The sequence below is a fragment of the Streptomyces albiaxialis genome (genome assembly GCF_039530985.1).
GTDB classification, from domain to species: Bacteria; Actinomycetota; Actinomycetes; order Streptomycetales; family Streptomycetaceae; genus Streptomyces; species Streptomyces albiaxialis.
In genome coordinates this window covers 23,934-43,920 of sequence record NZ_BAAAPE010000009.1, presented here as the reverse complement: position 1 = coordinate 43,920, position 19,987 = coordinate 23,934, and the positions used below count along the sequence as shown (strand labels likewise).

Here is a 19,987-nt window from a genome sequence, read left to right as displayed (position 1 = left end):
CTAGGACGCCGCGCCCCCGGACGGGACCGACACGCGTACGACGTCCGCGTTCCGTAAGACCCGGATCGGGCTGAGGACCCGGCCCCCGGCCCCGGGCCCGGGGACGGTCACCAGCCGGTGACCAGCGCGTGGTTGAGGACGAGAGCCACCGCCGCCTGGGCGGCGAGCCACGGGCGGCGGGCCCGGTCGGGGAGGAAGGCCGCGGCAGGGAGCAGCCAGAGGGCGAAGGGCAGCCAGATGCGTTCCGTCTCGGCCTTGCTCATGCCCGAGACGTCGGCCACGACGACGGCGGCCAGCGCGGCGGCGACGAGCAGCGCGACGGCCCGCCGCGCCCCGCCGTCCCGTACGGAGGGCAGCGCGCGGCGGAGCCCCGCCACGCACGCGGGGCCGATGACGAGCGCCGTGCAGGCGAGGTTGGCCCAGACCCAGTACCCGTACGGCCGGATGCGCGCCGCCCCCTGGTAGTAGCGCTCGACCAGCAGTCGGTACCCCTCCCACCAGTCGAAGCCCAGCCCGGTGAAGACGGCGGGCACCACGAGCGCCCCCGCGGCGACGAGAGGCAGCGGCCGGACCGTACGGGCCGCGAGCAGCACCCCGGCGCCGACGAGCGCGAAGAGGCCCAGCCCGTAGGAGAGGTAGCACAGCCAGCCGGCCAGCAGACCCGCGCCGAGCGCCGCGATGAGGGAGAGGCGTCCGGTGCGGGACGCCGCGTACGCGAGCAGCGCGACGGCCCAGGCGGCGACCGCGGCGAAGTACCCGTCGGCGGAGACGCCCACCCAGACCGCGGCGGGTGCCAGGACGAGGAACGGCGCGGCACGCCGCGCGCACTCCTCGCTCGCCAGCCACCGCAGGGCGAGCAGGACGGCGGCGACGGCCGAGGCACCGGTCACCACGCACCAGGCCGCGGCCCAGGCGCCCCCGCCGAGGCCGATCCGGTCGAGCGCCACGAACGTCAGCGTGGCGCCGGGCGGGTGCCCGGCCACATGGGCGGGCCAGTTGTCCGGCGCGTCCATGAGGATGTGGCCGGTGAAGCCGCGCAGGGCCGCCGGGACGTCGCCGAAGCGGTCCATCACCGTGAGGTACTCGTACTTCGTGGTGAGCCGCCCCGCGAAGCCGCGTCGCCAGCCGTCGACCAGCGCGAGCGAGAAGATCCAGGCGGCGGAGGCCGCCCAGCCGACCAGGGGCAGCGCGCGCCGCGGGAGCCGGTCGGCGAGCGGCGGCCCGTACGCGATCACCGCCGCGGCGACGAGGACGGCGGCCGGGGTGCCCGGCCCCCAGTGCGGCTCCCACCGCGCGTACAGCGGCGGCCAGCCCACCCGCAGGCTGCCGTCCGCGCGTTCGATCGCGTGCCCGGCGACGACGGCCGCGGCCACGAGCGCGGTCGCGGCGGCGACGGCGTACAGGTCACGGTTCCGGCGGCGGTCGGGGCGTCCCTCGGCGTTCACCCGGGAACCGTAGGGCGCGTCCGGCACCGCGCGGGGGACGGCGCGGCGGACGTCAGACTTCCGTCATGTCCGGAGGGCCGGGACCGGTGACCGAGGACCAAGGACTTCCGGGCGGCAGGGACTCCAGGAGGTGCGCGGCCGCTTCCCGCGCGTACGGCGGTGCGGGGGCGCGGTCGCGCAGGTGGAGCGCCGTCGCCGTGAGGGACGCGGCCGTACGGGTGGAGCCGGTCGACGCGGCCGTCACGGCCGGCTCCGCGGCGAGCCGCGCGGCGTCGGTCCACGCGCCCGCGCGGGCCGCGGTGGCGAGGAGTCCGGCCGCGAACAGGTGCCGGTAGGACGGGCCGGGCGCGGCCACCGCCGCCCGCAGCGGCGCCAGCGCGCGGTCCCGGTGCCCGAGGCGCGCGTGCACCCAGCCCAGGTGACCGAGGAGTTCGGGCTCGTCGATCCACCAGGCCCAGTGCGGGTCGCGCGCCGAGACGCCGTCCAGGAAGGCCGTACGGGCACGTGCCGCCAGCGCCGTCGCGTCCCGCTCCCCGCCGAGCCGGGCCACCGCGTGCGCCCGACGCAGCAGGACGAGGCTCGCGACGCGCGGCGGGAGCGCGCGGGGCCCGGCGGCGGCCCGGTGCGCCGCCTCCAGGGCCGCGCGCGGCCGGTCGACGTGGGTCAGCAGCATGCTGTGGTTGAGCAGGACGAGCCGTGCCGTTCCCCGGTCCCCGCACCGCTCGGCGAGGCCCAGCGCCCGCGCGTTCGCCCGCGCGGCCGGGGCGGGGAGGCCCGCGTCGAAGAGGACCCAGCCGACCACCCCGTACAGCTCCGCGAACGCCGCGAGCCGGTCGCCGCCCCCGACCCCCCGGCGCCGCCGGCGAGCCACCGCAGCGCCTCCCGCACGGCGGGAAGCGCGACCGCCGCACCGTCCCGCGCGTCGAGCGCGACCAGGTGCCGGACGAGAGCACGTGCGCCGTCGACGTCCAGCCACGGGGCCGGCGCGGGGGCGTCCTCGATGCCCGGGGTCCGTGCGGGGACGTGTCCGCCGTGCCCGGCGTCCGGGCGCACGGACCGGACGCGCTGCCCGGGTCCGGGGTTCCGGTCACGGAGTCCGGGGCCGACCGGGGGCTGTGCGCCGGGCCTCGGGCCCGTGGCGCGTGCGGGGCCCCACACACTGTGTCCGGCATCGCCGGCGGCGAAGTCCCGTACGGCGGCGCCCTCAGCGGCCACGGGCGCTCCTGGAGCCCGGGGTGTCGCCGGTGCCCCGGCGCGCGGGGCGTGAGTGGCGGTGGCCCGTGCCAGGTTCCCGTCCGGTCTGCCCGGCGTCGGCGGCCACGCGCCGTGCCGGGGTCCGGGGGCCGGGGGCGCAGGGAAGGGGAGACCGGTCGTCGCGTCCGGTCATGCCACCCAAGGTCGCCGTCCCGGGCCCGGGGTCTCGTCGTCCGTGAGGCCGCCGGCGAAGGCGGTGGCCAGGCGGGCGGCGGCCTCCTCGATGTCCTCGGGCCGCAGCGTGAACGGGATCCGCAGCCGGTGCTCGTGCGTGCCCGGATCCACGCCGAAGCGGGCGCCGCCCTCGATCCGTACGCCCTGCCGCAGCGCCGCGCGCGCCAGCGCCGACGCGACGGGCCTGCCGAGGTCCACCCAGAGCGAGAGGCCGCCGGGCGGCGTGCGCCAGCGCCACTCCGGGAGGTGGCGGGAGAGGGCAGCGGTCAGGGCGTCGCGCTGGGCGCGCAGGGCCGGGAGGCGCCGCCGCAGCACCTCGGTCTCGCGCTCCAGCAGGCCGAGGCCGACCAACTGGTCGATGACGGGGTTCGCCATGTCCGCGGGCACGCGGGCCGTCGCCAGCTCCGTCACGAGCTGCGAGCAGCCCGTACGGATCCAGCCGACGCGCAGCCCGCCCCAGTGGGTCTTGCTCAACGAGCCGACCGTCACGAGCTGTTCGCCCGTGCCGGGCGGGACGGCCGAGGCGAACGGCGGGGGAGCGGGCACGTCGAGCGCGATGTCCGAGACCGTCTCGTCGATCACCAGCCAGGTGCCGGTGTCCCGCGCGGTCTCCGCGATCCGCACCCGGTCCTCGTGCGGCATCAGCGCCCCGGTCGGATTCTGGAAGTCCGGGACGAGGTACGCGGCGCGCGGCGCCGACTGCCGCAGCGCCGAGGTGATCAGCTCGGTGTCCCAGCCGCAGTCGGTGACCGGCACCGGCACGGTGCGCAGCCCGGCGCGGCGCAGCGCGTCGAGCGCGTTGGGGTACGACGGGTTCTCGACCAGCACCCGGTCGCCGGGGCGGCCCAGCAGCGACAGGGCGAGCGAGAGCGCCTGCTGCGCGCCCGTGGTGATCAGGATCTGTTCCGGCCGGGTGGCGAGCCCCCGGCGGGTGAACCGTTCGGCGACGGCGGCGCGCAGCTCCGGCAGGCCGTACGGGTGGTAGCCGGGCGCCGAGGCGTAACGGGGCAGCGCGCGGCCCGCGTCCGCGTACGCGTCGAGCAGCTCGCTCTCCGGCGCGCCCGGCGCGGCGATCGCCAGGTCGAGGGTGCAGTCGTCGGCGGGGAACGAGGCCACGTTCGCCGGACGTCCGCCCTGCGGCAGCGCCGTCCACGTGCCCGCGCCGCGGCGGCTGAGCGCGTAACCCCCCTCGCGCAGCAGGTCGTACGCCGCGGTGACCGTGGCCCGGGAGACGCCCAGCGCCCCCGCCAGCTCGCGCTCGGCCGGGAGCCGGGTGCGGAGGGGAACCCGCCCGTCGAGGAGCAGCGTCCGTACGCCCCGCGCCAGGGCGCGGTATCCGGGGTGCGTCCCGGCCGTACGGGAGACGAGCCGGGCGAGTGTCTCCGCGCCGACCGCCGTCCTGTCCACAGAGTGGACCATCCGCATTTCAGCCATGCCAACTCTCCCGTATTGGCCCTGTCATCCAGGCCAATCAGCCTACAGACTCCTCGCACCACCGGGTTTGGCCCGGAACGACGGAGAGGAGACCTCCGCGCGGACCCTCGACGGGGAGGGCACGGGCGGACGGGAACGGAAGGGGAGGTACGGCATGCGGGGACCGGGTTCCGCACGCGTCGTCGTCGGAGTCAGCGGCTCGCTCGCGAGCCTCGCCGCGCTGCGGGCCGCCGCGCGGGAGGCCCGGCAACGCGGCGCGACGCTCGTCGCGGTGACCGCCTGGGCACCGCCCGAGGGCGAACGCGCGTACCTGCGCCGCCCGGACCGCGCCTGGCTCCGGCACTGGCGGGACGAGGCGCGGGCGCGGCTCGACCGGGCCTTCGACGAGGCGTTCGGCGGTACGCCGCCGGGGGTGCCGGCCGTCGAACGCCGCGTGGTCCGCGACCGGCCGGGCCCCGCCCTGTGCGCCGCGGCCTCCGAGCCGGAGGACCGTCTGGTGCTGGGCGCCCGTGCCGGGCGGGTCCGTCGGTACGTTCTCGCCCACGCGCGCGTCCCCGTCCTCACGGTCCCCGCCCCGGCGGAGCCGCGACGGGTACGGCGCGCCCTGCGGCGTGTCTCGGCCGCCGACTTCGTGGCTGGACCGCGCGGGGGGCCGGGCTGAGAGTGCCTCTCGCTGCGCGTCGCGGGCCGCGGGTGTGTCGTGGCTGATCGCGCAGTTCCCCGCGCCCCTCAGTTGGTGCCCTGTGTCAGTCGGTCAGGGCCCGGGCCACGCCCTTCTCCTCCGGGCCCAGGAAGTGGGGGTCCGGGGTGAAGGCGGACTCCAGGGCGGCCTTCGTGGCGCCGGGGAGTTCGCGGAGGGAGGCGGCGTACCAGGTCGCGTCGCGGGGCTCGGGGACCGGGACGCCGTGCGAGGCGATGCCCGCGGAGCGGCACAGCGCGGCGGCCCTGCGGATGTGGAAGTCCTGACTGACCAGCAGCGCGTGGCGCACCCCGAAGACGCGGCGGGCGCGGCTGCACGAGTCCCAGGTGTCGAACCCCGCGTAGTCGGCGACGACATGGCGCGCGGGCACGCCGTGCGCGGCGAGGTAGCGGCGCATCGCGGAGGGCTCGTCGTACTCCTCGCGGCTGTTGTCGCCGGAGACGAGGACCGCACGGACCTTGCCGCGCGCGTACAGCTCGGCCGCCGTGTCGAGGCGGTGAGCGAGGTACGGGGAGGGCTCGCCGTCCCACAGGCCCGCGCCGAAGACGAGCGCGACGGGCGCGGAGGGCGCGTCCGCCGCCGTACGGGCGAGCCGGTCGTCCGTCGTGAGCCGGAGCCAGGTCGCGGGGAGCAGCGCGAGCACGCACAGCGCCACCACGGCCCGGACGGCCCGGCGTCTGCCCCGCCGGGTGCGGGGGACGAGGCGGGTCGGACGCAGGGCGCGCAGGGCGTCGTACAGCGGCATGTGTGCAGTCACGCGTACGCGCGTACGAGCGGTTGCGGGCGGGACGGCGGCGGTCAGCCCTTCGGCCGGACCGCGCGGCCGGCCTCGGTCCGGAGCGCGGTGAAGGCGGGGAGGCCGCGGGTGCCGATCTGGTCGCGCTCGGCGGGGAGCGTGACGGGCAGGTCGGCGTGGACGCGTCCGGGGCCCGGGGCGAGGACGACGACGCGGTCGCCGACGTAGACGCTCTCGTCGATGCCGTGCGTGACGAACAGGACCGTCATGCCCGCGGAGCGGTGCAGCCGCAGCAGCAGGTCCTCCAGGTCCTCGCGGGTCTGCGCGTCCAGCGCGCCTGGGGGCACCGCCCACGCCGTTCAGGCGGTGGGGGAGGCTCGTCCATGAGCAGCAGCGCGGGCCGCGTGGCGAGCGCGCGGGCCAGCGCGACGCGCTGCCGCATGCCGCCGGAGAGCTGCCAGGGGCGGCGCCGTTCCGTGCCCGCCAGGCCGACCTGCTCCAGCATGCGCGCCGCCTCCTCGTGCCGCCGGGCGCGGTCGAGGCCCCGGCGGCGCAGCGGCAGGGCGACGTTCTCGCGGACGGAGAGCCAGGGGAAGAGGGAGCGGCTGTAGTTCTGGAAGACCACGCCGAGCCGGTCGGGGACGCGGTCCACGGGCGTGCCGTCGAGCACGATCCGGCCGGTGGCGGGGCGGGTGAGCCCCGCGACGCAGCGCGGCAGCGTGGACTTGCCGCAGCCGGAGGGGCCGACGAGGGCGAGCAACTGGCCGTCGGGCACGGTCAGGTCGATGTCCGCCAGCACGGGCGGCCCGTCTCCGTAGCGGTGGCCGAGGCCCTCGGTCTCCGGCACGCGCGTCACTCGCCGCCCGTGCCGTAGGGCGGGGTGTCGTCGGCGAGGACCGGGACGTGGAGCAGCGCGGGGCCCTCGTCCGGGCCGAGTCCGAGCGCCCGGTCGAGCGCCCCGGGCAGTTCCACGGCCCGTTCGACGCTGCGGCCGGGGCAGCCGAACGAGGCGGCGAGCGCGGCGAAGTCGATGCCGCCGATCGCGGTCCCCGGTACCTCGGGGACGCCGATACGGGCGCCGAGCCCGCGGACCGCGCTGTAGCCGCCGTTGTCGAGCAGCACGAACGTCACCGGGGCGCGGTGGCGCACGGCGGTCCACAGGGCCTGCACCGCGTAGAGCGCCGAGCCGTCGCCGAGCAGGCAGACCACGCGGGCGGCGCCCTCGGGGCCGGGCGGCGCGTCCCGTTCCGCGAGGGCCCGTCCTATGGCCAGGGGCAGGCCCCAGCCCAGGCCGCCGCTGCCGGTGGTGAGGAACCGGCCCGGGCCGCTGAGCGGCAGCCGGGCGTGCAGGATCTCGCGGTGGCTGGGCGCCTCCTCGACGAGCACGGCGCCGTCGGGCAGCCGCTCGCGCAGCAGGTCCAGCAGGAGTTCGGCGGAGGCCGTGTCGCCCGCCCGCGCGGCCGGGGGCGCGGGCCGGGGCGGCGGCGCGGCCCTGTCGGCCTTGCGGACCTGTCCGTTGAGCGCCCGTACGGCCGGGCGCAGCGTGGTGACGAGGCTGGTGCCCACCGGCAGCCAGGCGGCCTGGGCGGGGTCGCAGTCGAGGTGGTGGAGCGCGGTGCCCTCGGGCAGCGGCGGCGCGTCCGGGTCGCCGCTCGCCAGGTGGTACGTGAACAGCGGGGCGCCGAGGGCCAGTACGAGGTCGTACGGGGCGAGCGTGCCGGAGAGCCGGTCGGGGACGGGCGGGAGGAAGCCCTGGAAGAGCGGGTGGCGTTCGTCGAAGCCCGAGCGTCCGGAGAGCGGGCTGATCCAGACGGCGGCCCGGGTACGTTCGGCCAGCTCGGCCACCTCGTGGTACGCGCCCTCGTCGTCGACGCCGGGCCCGACGACGAGGGCGGGGCGCGCCGACGCGTCGAGGGCGCGGGCGAGTTCGGCGAGCGCCTCGGGGTCGGCGGTGTGGCCGCTGTGCACGGTGCGCGGGGCGACGGGCCGCGCGGGGCGGTCCCAGTCGTCCTCGGGGACGGAGAGGAAGACCGGGCCCCGGGGGTGGGCCATGGCCAGCCGGTGGGCCTCGGCGAACGCGGCGGGCACGTCGGCGGCGCGCTCGGGCTGCCGTGTGTACTTCACGTACGGCTCGGGGAAGCGGGCCGGGTCGTCGGCGCCGAGGAACGGCCTCGTCGGCAGCAGCGACCGGGACTGCTGGCCCGCGACGAGGACGAGCGGCACCCGGTCCCGGAAGGCGTTGAACACCGAGCCCAGCGCGTGCCCGACGCCCACCGCCGAGTGCAGGCTCACCAGCGCGGCGCGGCCGGTGCCGAGCGCGTGGCCGGCGGCCATGGCGACGGCGGTGGACTCCTGGAGCCCGAGGACGTAGCGGAAGTCCTCGGGCCAGTCGCGGAACATGCGGACCTCGGTCGAGCCGGGGTTGCCGAAGACGATGGTCATCCCGGCGGCCCGGCAGAATTCCCTCACGGACTCACGGACGGTGGGTGCCATCCGCGTCACCTCCTCGGTGGGCGAACGGATCGACGAGCCGTTCGACGGCCAGCAGCAGGCTGTTGAGCAGATGCCCGAGCGCGCCCAGGAGCAGCCCCGGCACGATCCCGCAGACGGCGGCCGTGCCGAACCCGGCGAGCACCCGGCCGACGCTGGGCGGCAGATTGGCCACCGCGTCGTCCGTGAGGAACAGCCGCGAGGCCGGGCCGTCGAACCAGAGCCGGTGCGCGTGCCCGAGGATCCGCGCCGGGGGCGGGAAGCAGACGCTGTCGCGCAGCAGCGCGGCGGCCTGCCAGAGCGCCACGGCGGCCACGGGCACGCCCACCCGGAGCGGCAGATGGGACCTCATGCCCCCTCCGTCTCCGTACGGTGGCCGGGGCCCAGGGGAAGAGCCGCCGCTCGGCGGCGACCAGCACCCCGTTGATCACCAGCCCGAGCACCCCGGCCCACACGACCCCGTCCAGGAACGCCGCGTCCCCGGCGAGTTCCGCGGCGCGCGCCAGCACCTCGGAGGCGGGCGGCAGGAAGTCGCGCCGCACCAGTCCCGTACGGCTCGCGGTCTCCAGCGCGGCGAGGGCCCCGGCCACTCCCACGGTGCCCAGCAGCGCGTCCCTGGGCTTCACTTCCCCGGCTCGTGGAGCACGTCGCCGGCGGCGAGCTTCTTCTTGAGGAGGCCCTGCTCGCGCATCTCCCTTATGAGCCGGTCGAGAGGGGAGGCGCTGGCCGTCTCCGGGTACGCGGGCAGCTTGAGGGCGGCGGCCTCGTCGGGCTCGATCTCTGTGTAGGAGGGCAGCACCTTCGCGACCGCCTCCCGGTCCTCCGCCGCGACGGCCTGGCCCTTGCGCAGGGCGCGGACGAACGCGGCGGCCGTCTTCGGGTTCTTCTCGGCGAACTGCTCGGTGGTCGCGTAGCCGCTGAGCGGAATCCCGTCCGCGGGCGACGCGTCCCCGTCCACGACCGTACGGGCCTTCAGCTTCCGCTTGAGCGCGGTGCGGAACGGCTCCGCGATGTGCACCGCGTCCACCTGGCCGCGCTCCAGCACCGTGGCCATCTGCGGGAAGGGCACCTGCCGGTAGTCGGGCCGCCCGGCGCCCTCCTGGCGCAGGATGCCGTTGAGGGTGAGCGACTGGATGTTGTTGAGGATGTTCACGGCGACGCGCTTGTCCTTGAGGTCCCGCGCCGTCCTGATGTCGGACTCCGGGGGGACGAGCACGTCCATCATGTGCGGCGCGTTGCGCGCGCCCTCCGCGAGGTAGGGGGTCTTGAGCGTGCCCTTCTCGCGGGCCTGGAGGAATTTGACGTAGTCGGCGCCGCCGATGATGTCCACCTGGCCCTTGGCGAGCGCGGGCAGCGCCTGCACGCTCTGCTGGACGGGCCGGACGCGGACGGTCAGCCCCTCTCTCTCGAAGAACTTCCGCTCGATGGCGAGATGCAGCCCCGCCACGTCGGCGAGCGGCAGCCCCGCGACGGTGAGGGTCGTCTTCTCCGGCCCGTCACCGCCGCCCCCGCCGTCGCCGGAGCCGTCTGCGCACCCGGTCAGCAGGAGTGCGGAGACCGTGATGATGGTGGCCAACTTAGCTGATACAACGCTCAGTTGGATCCTCATGAGCCGTCACCATACGTGACATGTCCATCACGCACCATACGCCACCGCTCCGCGGGTGCGCTGGGCAGGGGCTGCCCCGTGCTGTGCCTTGCAGGCTGCGGATCGGCGGTGGTTGCCCGCGCAGTTCCCCGCGCCCCTTAAGGGCACTTCCCGGAGCACCCCGTCAGGAAGCGCCCCGTCAGGGGCGCGGGGAACTGCGCGACGAGCCACGACGCGCCCGCAGCCTGCGACGTACCGCACGGGGCAGCCCCTGCTCAGTCCGGGCTAGACCTCGCACACCGAGCGCAGGGCCCGCTCCGTCCCCGTACGGTGCAGGCCGTCCTGGTGCCGCTCGCGGACGACTGCGGCGCGGAGCCGGAAGGGGCAGGCCCTTTCCGCGCGGACGGCGCGGGTGCGGCGGAGTTCGTCGAGCAGGTCGGTGGTGATCCGGTCGAGGGCGGGCCGGACCTCGGCGCCCAGGTCCGGCGCGCGGCGCGGCCGTTCGGCCGGGTGCGCGCGCCACCGCGCGTGGAGCGCGCGCTGCACCAGCTTGTTGGCCTCGATCTGGTCGCGGAACACGGCGGTCGTACGGGCCGGGTCGAGGCCCCGTGCGGGCGAGCGGCGTGCGACGTCGGCCAGCAGCCGCCGCTCCCGCCCGGGGTCGTCGACCGGCTTGCCGGTGAACCACTTGGCGGCGGCGACCTGGTCCGCCAGCCCGACGCGCCGTGCGGACAGGTCGGCGAGCGGGGCGAGGGACTGCCGCACGTCGGGCGGGGCGGACCCCAGCGCCTGGGCCGGTGCGGGGAGGGCCAGGAGCGCGGCGGCGAGCAGTGCTCCGCCCGTACGGAAACGGGCAAGGCGGGCGCGGGGCAAGGGAGATCCTCTCGTCGGACGGCGGTCGTCGTGCCATGCCTGCCCCGCGTGCGCCTCGTCCTCCGCGCGGGCGGCCCCCGCTCACCCCGACGAGCGACGCGCGGACCGGGCGCTGGCCGGATCCCGACCGGTGAGGCGGCCGGTGAGGTGGGCATCGGAGCGCTGCGGGGGAGACATTCCGTATGGGTGTTCCCCCGCACACGGAGCCGCTGTACCTGGAACCGATGCTGGCGTCGCGCCTCGCCTCGCTGCTGCGGTCCGGCCCCTTCCTGCACGGACTCGTCCGAGGACTCGGGTCCCCGCTCAACCTCGTGCTGCCGGAACAGATCGCCGACAACCTCGCGCGCTTCCGTGCCGTCCACCGCCGCCACCGGCTGGGCGGACAGGTGTACTTCGCCCACAAGGCCAGCCGCTCCCGCGCCCTCGTACGGCGGCTCGCGGCGACCGACGCGGGCATCGACGTCGCCTCGGCCGCCGAGGCCCAGCACGCGCTCGGCGCGGGCTTCGCCCCCGGCCGGGTCCTGGCGACGGGCCCGAAGAACCCCGCGTTCCTGTGGCTCGCGGCCCGCAGCGGCACCACCGTGCACATCGACGGCGCCGCCGAACTCGACGCGCTCGCCGGGCTCGTCCGCCGGTACGGGCTGCCGCGCGTACGGATCGTGCTGCGGCTCTCGGCGTTCTCCCCGGCGCCCGCCTCTCCCGTCACCCCCGCCGCGTCCGGCACGGCGGGAGCCGCCGGGGGCGGCGTCCGGCAGCTCAGCCGCCGCAGCAGGTTCGGCACGCCCGTCGCGGAGCTGGACCCCCTCCTCAAGACCGTCGAACGGCACGCCGACGCCGTCGAGCTGACCGGCGTCGGCTACCACCTGGACACCACCAGCCTCGCCGAGAAGGCCCTCGCCCTCGAAGGCTGTGTGCTCGCCCTGAACGAGTGCCGGGGGCGCGGCCTGACCCCCCGCGTCATCGACATCGGCGGTGGCTTCGGCGTCAACTACCTCGCGCACGCCGCCCAGTGGGAGCGCTGGACGACGGAGCTGACGCAGGCCGTGCTCGGCCGCCGGGAGCCGCTGACCTGGCGCCGCCACGGCTACGGGCTGCGCAACGAGGGCGGGACCCTGCGCGGCGCCCTCGCCCTCTACCCCGCGCACCGCCCGGTCGCCGCCGAGCGCTATCTCGACGCGCTGCTCGCCCACCCCGCGCCCACCCTGGGCCGCCCGCTGGCCTCGCTGCTCCTGGAGAACCTCTACGACCTGTGCACGGAGCCGGGCAGGGCGCTGGCCGACCAGTGCGGGGCGACGCTGGCCCGCGTCCTGGAGGTGCGCCGCACGGAGGACGGCGAGCCCCTCGTACGGCTGGAGGCCAACGCCGACGACATCGGCCTGGAGGAGCACGGCGTGCACGTCGATCCGGTCCTCGTCCCGCGCGGACGCGGGCACGAGGGCGGCCCCGTCGGCGTCCATCTGGCCGGGAACCTCTGCCTGGAGGCGGACCTGATCACGCGGCGGAAGGTGTTCCTGCCCCGCCCGCCGCGCCCCGGCGACCTGCTGGCCTTCGCCAACACCGCGGGCTACTGCATGGACTTCAGCGCCGACGAGGCCCAGCAGCAGCCCGTCGCCCGCAAGGTCGCCGTATGGCAGGAGCCCGAAGAGGCCGCGGACGGACATCCGCAGGACGGACATCCGCAGGACGGACATCCACAGGACGGAGAGGCATGGCGCTGGACCCTGGACGAGGAGTACTGGCCGATCGCGGAACGGGAGGACTGACATGAGGTGCGAGCGCATCACCGACGCCATCGGCAACACCCCTCTCCTGCGTATCGACCCGGACGTGCACGGCCTGCGCCACATCGACCTCTACGCGAAGCTGGAGATGCTCAACCCCTTCGGCTCCGTCAAGGACCGGGCCGCCTGGAACATGGTCCGGCCCGGACTCGACGCCGCGCGCGAGGAGGGCCGCACCGTCGTCGAGCTGTCCAGCGGCAACACGGCCAAGGCCCTCGCGGCGCTCGCGGGCCTGCACGGGGTGCCGTTCAAGACCGTCACCAACCGGATGCGCATTCCCGAGCACAAGGACCTGCTCCTGCTGCTCGGCGCCGAGATCGAGGAGCTGCCCGGCCGCACCGAGTGCCTGGACCCGACCCAGACCGACGACCCGATGACCCTCTTCCACCAGGCCCTCACCGAGCCGGACGGCAGCTACCTCTACACCGACCAGTACTTCAACGAGCGCAACACCCGCGCCCACGCGGACGGCACGGGCCCCGAGATCCTCAAGGACCTCGACGGGCGGGCCCCCGACTGGTTCATCGCCTGCGTGGGCACCGCCGGGTCCTCCTCGGGCGTCGCGCGCGTGCTGCGCGACCACGACCCCGGGGTGGGCGTCGTCGGCCTCGTCGCGCACAAGGCCGACTTCGTGCCCGGCATCCGTACCCTCGACGAGGTCCAGGAGGTCGGCCTCTTCGACCCGGCCGCGTACGACACGATCGCCCCGGTCACCTCCGACGAGGCGCTCGACGGGATGCTGACCCTCGCGCGCCGCTGCGGCGTGCTCGCGGGCCCCACCGGCGGCGCCGCGTACACGGGAGCCGTGCGCCATCTGCGCCCGCTCGACGAGGAACTGGCCGGGCAGCCCGGGCGGGAGGAGCGCGCCACGGCCGTCTTCATCGTCTGCGACCGCATCGAGAGCTACCTCGGCTACGTCCGCGAGCGCCGCCCCGAACTCCTCGGCGGTGCCGCCCGGCAGCACGTCCCCGCCGACATCGGCCCCGCCGAGGCCTCCGCGACCGAGATCGGCGTCGAGGACGCGCGCGACTGGCTCGCCCGGGACCGCCCGCTCGTCGTGGACCTCCGCAGCCCCTTCGCGTACGCGGCGCTGCACATCGACGGCTCGGTCAACATCGTCGAGGAGCTGTTCGACGAACTCGTCCGGGACGGCATGCCGTTCAGCAGAAGCCGCCCCGTGCTGCTGGCCTGCCCGGTGGGGGAGCGGTCCGGGATCTACGCGGCGCTGCTCGCCCGGCGCGGCCACCCCGAGGTGCGCAGCCTGCGCGGCGGGATCATCGCCTGGCGCGACGCGGGCGCCCCGCTGGTGAGGGACTGACGCCCGTGACGACTCAGCAGGCCCCCGCCGCACGCGTCCTGGAGGAGCTGCGCGCCTGGCACGAGGAACTGCGCGTCCAGTTCCCCATCCTCGCCGCCCACCCCGAACCGGCGTACCTCGACAGCGCGGCCACCAGCCAGAAGCCCGAGGCGGTCCTCGACGCCGTACGGGAGTACCTGACCACCAGCAACGCCAACGCCGGGCGCGGCACCTACCCCTGGGCCAACCGGACCACCGCGCTGGTCGAGGAGACCCGGCGCCGGATCAAGGAGTTCCTGCACGACCCCGACCCGGACCGCTCCGGCGTGCACCTCACCGGCGGCACGACCGAGGGGCTGCGGGCCGTCGCCCGCGACTGGCTCGCGCCGCAGCTCGCCGACGGCGACGAGATCGTCGTCCCCTTCACCGACCACCGGGCCAACCTCCACCCCTGGCTGGAGGTCCGCGACCTGATGGCACGGCAGGGCGTCCGCGTCCGGGTCCGCGCCCTGCCCGTGCAGGAGTCCTCCGGCGACTACGACACGGCGGAGCTGGCCAGAACGGTCACGCCGCGCACCCGGCTCGTCGCCGTCACCCACGTCCACCACGTCTACGGCGCCGACATGCACGTCCACCGCGTCCGCCGCGCCGTCGGGCCCGGCGTGCTGATCTGCCTGGACGCGGCGCAGAGCGTCGGCCACATGCCCGTGTCGATGGCCGAACTCGACGTGGACTTCGCCGTGTTCTCCGGGCACAAGACCCTCGCGCTGCCCGGGTCCGGCGCCGTGTGGGCCCGCAACGCGCGCGGGCCCGCCTTCGAGCCCGGCGGCTGGGACGGCAGCCCCAACACCACCGGGGCCGTCGCGCTGCTCGCCGCGCTCGACTGGCTGGACGCCGCGGGCACCGCCCGTATCGGACGCTGGACCCGCGCGCTGGCCGCCCAGTTGACCGACGGGCTGCGCCACCTGCCGTCGTACGAGGTGCTGGGCTGCGGGCGCAGCCTCGCGGCGGACTCCCCGGTGGCCCGGCGGCAGGGCATCGTCACCTTCCGGCACCGCCGTGTCGACTCCGGTGACCTGGGCTTCGTCCTCTACCACGAGGGCTTCATGGTGCGCTCCGACAGCCTCTGCCAGGGCGGCAGGGACGAGCGGCAGCGCTCGGTCCGGGTGAGCCTCCACGTCTACAACTCCCCGGAGGAGATCACCCGGCTCCTCCACGCGCTGGCCTCATTGGAGTGAGCCGACGCGAATGGGAACCGTTTCCACTTGTATCGTCCCCCGCATGGGACTGAGCATGGCCACCGCCGAGCGGTGGGTGCGCCGCTGGGAGGCGCAGCAGGAGCGGTACGCGCTCGACCGCGAGGAACGGTTCACCGTGATCGCCGACGTGGTCGAGCAGGCGACCGCGCACGTACGGCGCCCGCGCGTCGCCGACCTCGGCTGCGGCCCCGGCTCGCTCGCCGCCCGGCTCGCCCGCCGCCTCCCGCACGCCGCCGTCACCGCCGCCGACGTCGACGCGCTGCTCCTCGAACTCGGCCGCACCCACCACGCGGACGCCGCCCGCTTCGTGCACGCGGAGATCGGCGCCGACGGCTGGCTCCGCCAACTCGACCTCGACGGCCCGCTCGACGCCGCCGTCTCCACCACGGCCCTGCACTGCCTCGACGCCGCGGCACTGCGGCGTACGTACGAGGGCCTCGCCGACGTGCTGCGCCCCGGCGGCGTGCTCGTCAACAGCGACGGGAACGACGCGGCGAACGGCGACGGCGCCGGGCCCGTCGCGCGCCTCGCGCGGGAGGTCGGCCGCCGCCGCGCCGCGCGCCAGGGGCCGGCCGGCCGCGAGGACTGGGACACGTGGTGGCGCGCCGCCGCCGAGGACCCGGAACTCGCCGCGCTCCTCCCCGCCCCCGCCCCGGCGCGCACGCCGGGCCTCCGCCACAACGGGCTCGGCCCGGACGCGCACACCGCGCTGCTCCGCGAGGCGGGGTTCGCCGATGTGGCGCCCGTCTGGCAGTTCGGCGACGACTACGTGCTCGTCGCGGTCCGCTGAGCGCCCGTCGGCATAGGTTGGCCCCGTGACCCGTACGGCCCCGTCCGACGACGCCGACAGCAGCGGGAGTTGACCATGGAGCAGCGCGGAGCCGACGCCGGTATCGACACGGACGTGGCCCACTCGGCGCGGATCTGGAACTACTGGCTCGGCGGGAAGGACCACTACGACGTCGACAGCCAGGTCGGCGAGGAGATCGCACGGGCCTTCCCGGCCATCGTGCGGATCGCCCGCGCCGACCGTGCCTTCCTCGCGCGCGCGGTGCGGCACCTGGCAGATGAGGCGGGCGTGCGCCAGTTCCTCGACATCGGCACCGGCCTGCCCACGGTGGACAACACCCACGAGGTCGCCCAGCGTGCCGCGCCCGACGCGCGGATCGTCTACGTCGACAACGACCCCCTCGTCCTCGCCCACGCCCGCGCGCTGCTCTCCAGCACCCCCGAGGGCGCCACCGACTACCTCGACGCGGACCTGCGCGAGCCCGCCACGATCCTGGAAGGGGCCGCGCGGACCCTCGACCTCACCCGCCCCGTGGCCGTGACGCTGCTCGGCATCGTGCACTTCCTGCTCGACGACGAGGAGGCCCGGGAGATCGTCGGACGGCTCATGGACGCCGTGCCCTCCGGCAGCCACCTCGTCCTCTCGCACGCCACGGCCGTGGTCGACCCGGCGGGCATCTCCGCGAACATCCGCCTCTGGAACGAGCACGGCGAGCCCAGGATGCGCACCCGCACCCCCGAGGAGATCGCCCGCCTCTTCACCGGCCTCGACCTGCTCGACCCCGGCGTGGTCTCCTTCCCCCACTGGCGCCCCGAGCCCTCGCCGTGGGGCCCGCCCGAACCTCTCGACGGCTACTGCGGAGTGGCCCGCAAGCCCTGACCCCGGAGTTCGCGGAAGAAGGCGCGCACGTCGTCCACCAGCGCGCCGGGCGCCTCCATGGCCAGGAAGTGGCCGCCCGCGTCGAGTTCGGTCCAGCGCACGACATGGTGATCGCGCTCGGCCCACGGCCGTACGGTCACGTCGTGCGCGGAGAGCAGCAGCGCGGTCGGCACGGCGGGCGCGGGCGGCGGGGCGCCGTGTTCCGCCGGGTCCGACCAGGACCAGTCCGCCTCCACCGCGGCGAGCGCCTCGTAGTAGACCTGCGCGGCCGATCCCGCCGTGCCCGTCAGCCAGTAGAGCGCGACGGTGGTGAGGATACGGTCGCGGGAGACGCTCTCCTCGGGCAGGCCCTCCTCGGGGTGGGTCAGCTCCTTGAACTTCTCCACGATCCAGGCGAGCTGCCCGGCGGGGGAGTCGGTCAGTGCGTACGCGACGGTCTGCGGGCGCTTCGAATTGCACTGCAGATAGCCGTCGTTGAAGTTCTCCATCCGCTCCCAGCGCCGCCGGTCCGCGTCGCTCAGCCCGTCGAACTCGCCCTCGGCGCCCGTCGGGAAGCTGATCGCCCCGTTGAGATGGACGCCCGTCACGGCGTCCGGCGCCAGCTTGGCGATCTCCGGGCCGACCCAGGTGCCGGTGTCGTAGCCCTGGACGCCGTAGCGCTCGTAGCCGAGCCGCCGCATCAGGGCGGCCATCAGCTCCCCCATCCGCGCGGGGCCCGTGCCGGGGCCCGCCAGCGGGGTGGAGAAGCCGAAGCCGGGGAGGGAGGGGACGACCAGGTGGAAGGCGTCGGCGGGGTCGCCGCCGTGTGCCGCCGGGTCGCTCAGCGGGCCGACGACGTCGAGGAAGTCGGCGAACGTCCCCGGCCAGCCGTGCAGCAGCATCAGCGGCGTCGCGTCCGGCTCGGGCGAGCGGATGTGCGCGAAGTGCAGCCGCTGCCCGTCGATCTCGGTCGTGAACTGCGGAAGGGCGTTCAGCTCGGCCTCGCGCGCCCGCCAGTCGAAGCCGTCGCCCCAGTACGCGGCCAGCTCGCGCAGATAGGACAGCGGCACGCCCCGGCTCCAGCCGACGCCCGGCAGCTCGTCGGGCCAGCGCGTACGGGCCAGCCGCGCGGTCAGATCGTCCAGCTCGGCCTGCGGAACGGCGATGCGGAAGGGCTCCACGCCCTGCGGTGTGGTGTGCATGGCGCCGACGGTAGACTCCACGTAGGACAGTTCCGGTCCTAAGCGAAGGAGTTCGATGACGACCCCCGCCGCGCGCCTGCTGAAGCTGCTGTCCCTGCTCCAGAGCGGCGAGGACCGCTCCGGCACCGACCTGGCCGCACGGCTCGGCGTCACCACCCGCACGGTGCGCCGCGACGTGGACCGCCTGCGCGAGCTGGGATACCCCGTGCGCGCGGCCCGGGGCAGCGCCGGATACCGGCTGGGCGCCGGTGCCGCGCTGCCGCCGCTGATCCTGGACGACGACGAGGCGGTGGCCGTCGCCGTAGGGCTGCGGACGACGGCGGGCAGCTCGGTCGCGGGCATCGAGGAGACCGCGCTGCGCGCCCTCACCAAGCTCGAACAGGTGCTGCCACCCCGGCTGCGGCACCGCGTCACCACCCTTCAGGCGGCCACCGTCCACGTCGCGGCGCGCGGCCCCGCGATCGACCCCGCGACGCTGATGGCGCTCGCCGAGGCGTGCCGCCGCCGGGAGCGGCTCCGCTTCGACTACGAGAACCCCCGGAGCGGCACGTCACGGCGCGAGGCGGAGCCGCACAGCGTGGTCAGCTTCGACCGCCACTGGTACCTGATCGCCTGGGACCTGGGCCGCGAGGACTGGCGGACGTACCGTGTGGACCGCCTCGCGCCCCGTACGCCCACCGGCCCGCGCTTCACCCCGCGCCCCCTGCCCCACGGCGACGCCGCGACCTATCTGGCCCACCGGCTCTCCTCGCGCGCCTGGCCGCACCGGGCGACGGCCGTCCTGCACGAGCCCGTGGAGTCCGTCGCCGCGCGGCTGTGGCCCGGCACGGGCGTGGTCGAGGCGCTCGACGAGCGCTCGTGCCTGCTCCACGTCGGCTCGGACGACCTCTCCGACCTCGTATGGATGATCACCTCGGTGGACGCGGACTTCACGCTGCGGGACGGTCCGCCCGAACTGGCCGCCGCGCTCCGGGCCCAGGCCGCCCGCTGCCTCGGCGCGCTCGGCCCAGCCGGTGGTCGAGCGTGAGGATGTATGTGCCCGGGGGCGCCAGCGCGAGCAGCAGTGCGGCGGCGCAGGCGCTGAACACCGAGGCGTTCAGCGGCGCCTCGAACCCGGAGAAGAGGAACATCGACAGCGCGGAGCCCAGCACGCGCGCCAGAGCGGCCGGAGTCCGGCGGCCGAACCGGTGGCGGCCATCCGGCCGAGATCGCGGCGGAACGCGTCGTGCGCCGCGTACATCATCGTCAGATCGAGTCTGCTGTTCGTGGTCATGGGCGTGCCCTTCGAACGCACACGGAGACGCTCTCCGGAACATGTTGCCCCGAAGATTTGGAACAGAGTGCACCGTAAGGCGTGTCCGGTGCAAGCTGTTCCATAGATGCCGTGGCAGACTGGCCGCCGATCCGGAACGTCGAGATGGAGCCCGATGCCAGCCCCAGTCGAACGCGCGCACAGCCACGGAGCCGAGGCTGTCCGGGGGCCCGACCCGCGTGCCGTGCGCAGCCGCGCCGCCGCGCTGGCCGCTGCCCGCGAACTGCTGGTCGAGCAGGGGCTGCCCGGCGTGACGCACGTGGCCGTCGCCGCCCGTAGCGGCATCGGGCGCACCACGCTCTACCGGCACTGGCCCGACACCGCCGCGATGCTCAAGGACGCCATCGCCGAGCTGCTCGACACGGCCCAGCCCGAGCCCACGGGCGAACTGCGCGCCGACCTGCTCGCCCTGCTCCAGGGCACCCGGGAGCTGCTGCACCAGTCCGCGAGCGAGCGCGCGATGCGCACATTCATCGAACGCTCGGGCGTGGACCCCTCGTTCACCGACCTCAAGCACGCGATGTACCGGGCGGGCACGGCCGGATTCCGCCGCGTCCTGGCCGACGCGAAGGAGCGCGGCGACCTCCCCGCCGCCCTCGACATCGGCCCGGCCGTCGACCAGCTCGTGGGCCCCCTCTTCTTCCGCCGCCTCCTCGGCGACCAGGAGATCGCCCCCGAGTACGTCCGCGACACGGTCGACACCTTCCTGCGGTGCTACGGCGCCGGGGGCTGAACCGCCCGGGAAGATCCCGGCGGACCGTCGCGGCAGCTCACGCAACACCGCTTGCCGTTAG

Annotated in this window: 19 protein-coding genes; 8 read left to right on the top strand and 11 right to left on the bottom strand. The window is 75.7% G+C overall.

Translation table 11 applies throughout. The features are described from left to right. Positions 1-107: 107 nt before the first annotated feature. From ABD343_RS18225 to yczR, 3 genes are all read right to left on the bottom strand, one after another. Positions 108-1,445, bottom strand: coding sequence for a hypothetical protein (locus ABD343_RS18225; RefSeq protein ID WP_425578212.1), 1,338 nt, complete (start codon positions 1,443-1,445; stop codon positions 108-110). Positions 1,446-1,497: 52 nt separating this feature from the next. Further along, on the bottom strand, positions 1,498-2,316 hold the full coding sequence (locus ABD343_RS18220) for an NsdA family TPR-like regulatory protein (RefSeq protein ID WP_344529416.1): 819 nt from the start codon (positions 2,314-2,316) through the stop codon (positions 1,498-1,500). Positions 2,317-2,828: 512 nt separating this feature from the next. Next, on the bottom strand, positions 2,829-4,307 hold the full coding sequence (gene yczR, locus ABD343_RS18215) for a MocR-like transcription factor YczR (RefSeq protein ID WP_344529414.1): 1,479 nt from the start codon (positions 4,305-4,307) through the stop codon (positions 2,829-2,831). A 154-nt stretch (positions 4,308-4,461) separates the two neighbouring features. On the opposite strand from yczR, the gene ABD343_RS18210 reads away from it, so the two are divergent. Then, the gene (locus ABD343_RS18210) at positions 4,462-4,968 is read left to right on the top strand and encodes a universal stress protein (RefSeq protein ID WP_344529412.1); all 507 of its coding nucleotides are present in this window, start codon (positions 4,462-4,464) and stop codon (positions 4,966-4,968) included. A gap of 85 nt (positions 4,969-5,053) precedes the next feature. Here ABD343_RS18210 and ABD343_RS18205 read toward each other — a convergent pair whose 3' ends face one another. From ABD343_RS18205 to ABD343_RS18175, 7 genes are all read right to left on the bottom strand, one after another. Next, positions 5,054-5,752 carry a SanA/YdcF family protein gene (locus tag ABD343_RS18205; protein ID WP_344529956.1) on the bottom strand — a complete coding sequence of 233 codons (699 nt, stop codon included), beginning with the start codon at positions 5,750-5,752 and terminating at the stop codon, positions 5,054-5,056. Between the two features lie 53 nt (positions 5,753-5,805). Then, the gene (locus ABD343_RS18200; protein WP_344529410.1) at positions 5,806-6,090 is read right to left on the bottom strand and encodes a hypothetical protein; all 285 of its coding nucleotides are present in this window, start codon (positions 6,088-6,090) and stop codon (positions 5,806-5,808) included. After that, positions 6,009-6,590: an ABC transporter ATP-binding protein gene (locus ABD343_RS18195; RefSeq protein ID WP_344529408.1), complete on the bottom strand. Its 582-nt coding sequence runs from the start codon at positions 6,588-6,590 to the stop codon at positions 6,009-6,011. The genes ABD343_RS18200 and ABD343_RS18195 overlap by 82 nt, the downstream gene beginning before the upstream one ends. Before the next feature lie 5 nt (positions 6,591-6,595). Next, a complete protein-coding gene (mdlC, locus tag ABD343_RS18190; protein WP_344529406.1) occupies positions 6,596-8,236 on the bottom strand; it encodes a benzoylformate decarboxylase in 1,641 nt (546 codons plus the stop codon). Continuing rightward, positions 8,217-8,585, bottom strand: coding sequence for a hypothetical protein (locus ABD343_RS18185; protein WP_344529404.1), 369 nt, complete (start codon positions 8,583-8,585; stop codon positions 8,217-8,219). Before ABD343_RS18185 ends, mdlC begins: the two co-directional genes overlap by 20 nt. Before the next feature lie 270 nt (positions 8,586-8,855). Further along, positions 8,856-9,809 carry an ABC transporter substrate-binding protein gene (locus ABD343_RS18180; protein WP_344529402.1) on the bottom strand — a complete coding sequence of 318 codons (954 nt, stop codon included), beginning with the start codon at positions 9,807-9,809 and terminating at the stop codon, positions 8,856-8,858. 297 nt (positions 9,810-10,106) lie between these two features. Continuing rightward, positions 10,107-10,694, bottom strand: coding sequence for a chorismate mutase (locus tag ABD343_RS18175; protein ID WP_344529400.1), 588 nt, complete (start codon positions 10,692-10,694; stop codon positions 10,107-10,109). 182 nt (positions 10,695-10,876) lie between these two features. Here ABD343_RS18175 and ABD343_RS18170 point away from each other — a divergent pair, with 182 nt between their 5' ends. The 5 genes from ABD343_RS18170 (at position 10,877) to ABD343_RS18150 (ending at position 16,700) form a co-directional block, all read left to right on the top strand. After that, positions 10,877-12,457: a type III PLP-dependent enzyme domain-containing protein gene (locus ABD343_RS18170; RefSeq protein ID WP_344529398.1), complete on the top strand. Its 1,581-nt coding sequence runs from the start codon at positions 10,877-10,879 to the stop codon at positions 12,455-12,457. Between the two features lies 1 nt (position 12,458). Next, on the top strand, positions 12,459-13,793 hold the full coding sequence (locus ABD343_RS18165; RefSeq protein WP_344529396.1) for a pyridoxal-phosphate dependent enzyme: 1,335 nt from the start codon (positions 12,459-12,461) through the stop codon (positions 13,791-13,793). 5 nt (positions 13,794-13,798) lie between these two features. Further along, positions 13,799-15,010, top strand: a complete 1,212-nt coding sequence (locus tag ABD343_RS18160; protein ID WP_344529394.1) for an aminotransferase class V-fold PLP-dependent enzyme — start codon at positions 13,799-13,801, stop codon at positions 15,008-15,010. 43 nt (positions 15,011-15,053) lie between these two features. Next, the gene (locus ABD343_RS18155) at positions 15,054-15,821 is read left to right on the top strand and encodes a class I SAM-dependent methyltransferase (protein WP_344529392.1); all 768 of its coding nucleotides are present in this window, start codon (positions 15,054-15,056) and stop codon (positions 15,819-15,821) included. 75 nt (positions 15,822-15,896) lie between these two features. Next, the gene (locus tag ABD343_RS18150; protein WP_344529390.1) at positions 15,897-16,700 is read left to right on the top strand and encodes an SAM-dependent methyltransferase; all 804 of its coding nucleotides are present in this window, start codon (positions 15,897-15,899) and stop codon (positions 16,698-16,700) included. Here the strand turns inward: ABD343_RS18150 and ABD343_RS18145 are convergent. Further along, complete coding sequence (locus ABD343_RS18145; protein WP_344529388.1) at positions 16,673-17,881, bottom strand: epoxide hydrolase family protein; 1,209 nt, start codon at positions 17,879-17,881, stop codon at positions 16,673-16,675. The two genes, ABD343_RS18150 and ABD343_RS18145, sit on opposite strands and share 28 nt — an antisense overlap. 55 nt (positions 17,882-17,936) lie before the next feature. On the opposite strand from ABD343_RS18145, the gene ABD343_RS18140 reads away from it, so the two are divergent. Together ABD343_RS18140 and ABD343_RS18135 are read left to right on the top strand one after the other, a co-directional pair. Beyond that, positions 17,937-18,908 carry a helix-turn-helix transcriptional regulator gene (locus ABD343_RS18140; RefSeq protein ID WP_344529386.1) on the top strand — a complete coding sequence of 324 codons (972 nt, stop codon included), beginning with the start codon at positions 17,937-17,939 and terminating at the stop codon, positions 18,906-18,908. A gap of 400 nt (positions 18,909-19,308) precedes the next feature. Beyond that, complete coding sequence (locus ABD343_RS18135) at positions 19,309-19,926, top strand: TetR/AcrR family transcriptional regulator (RefSeq protein ID WP_344529384.1); 618 nt, start codon at positions 19,309-19,311, stop codon at positions 19,924-19,926. Positions 19,927-19,987 lie beyond the last annotated feature (61 nt).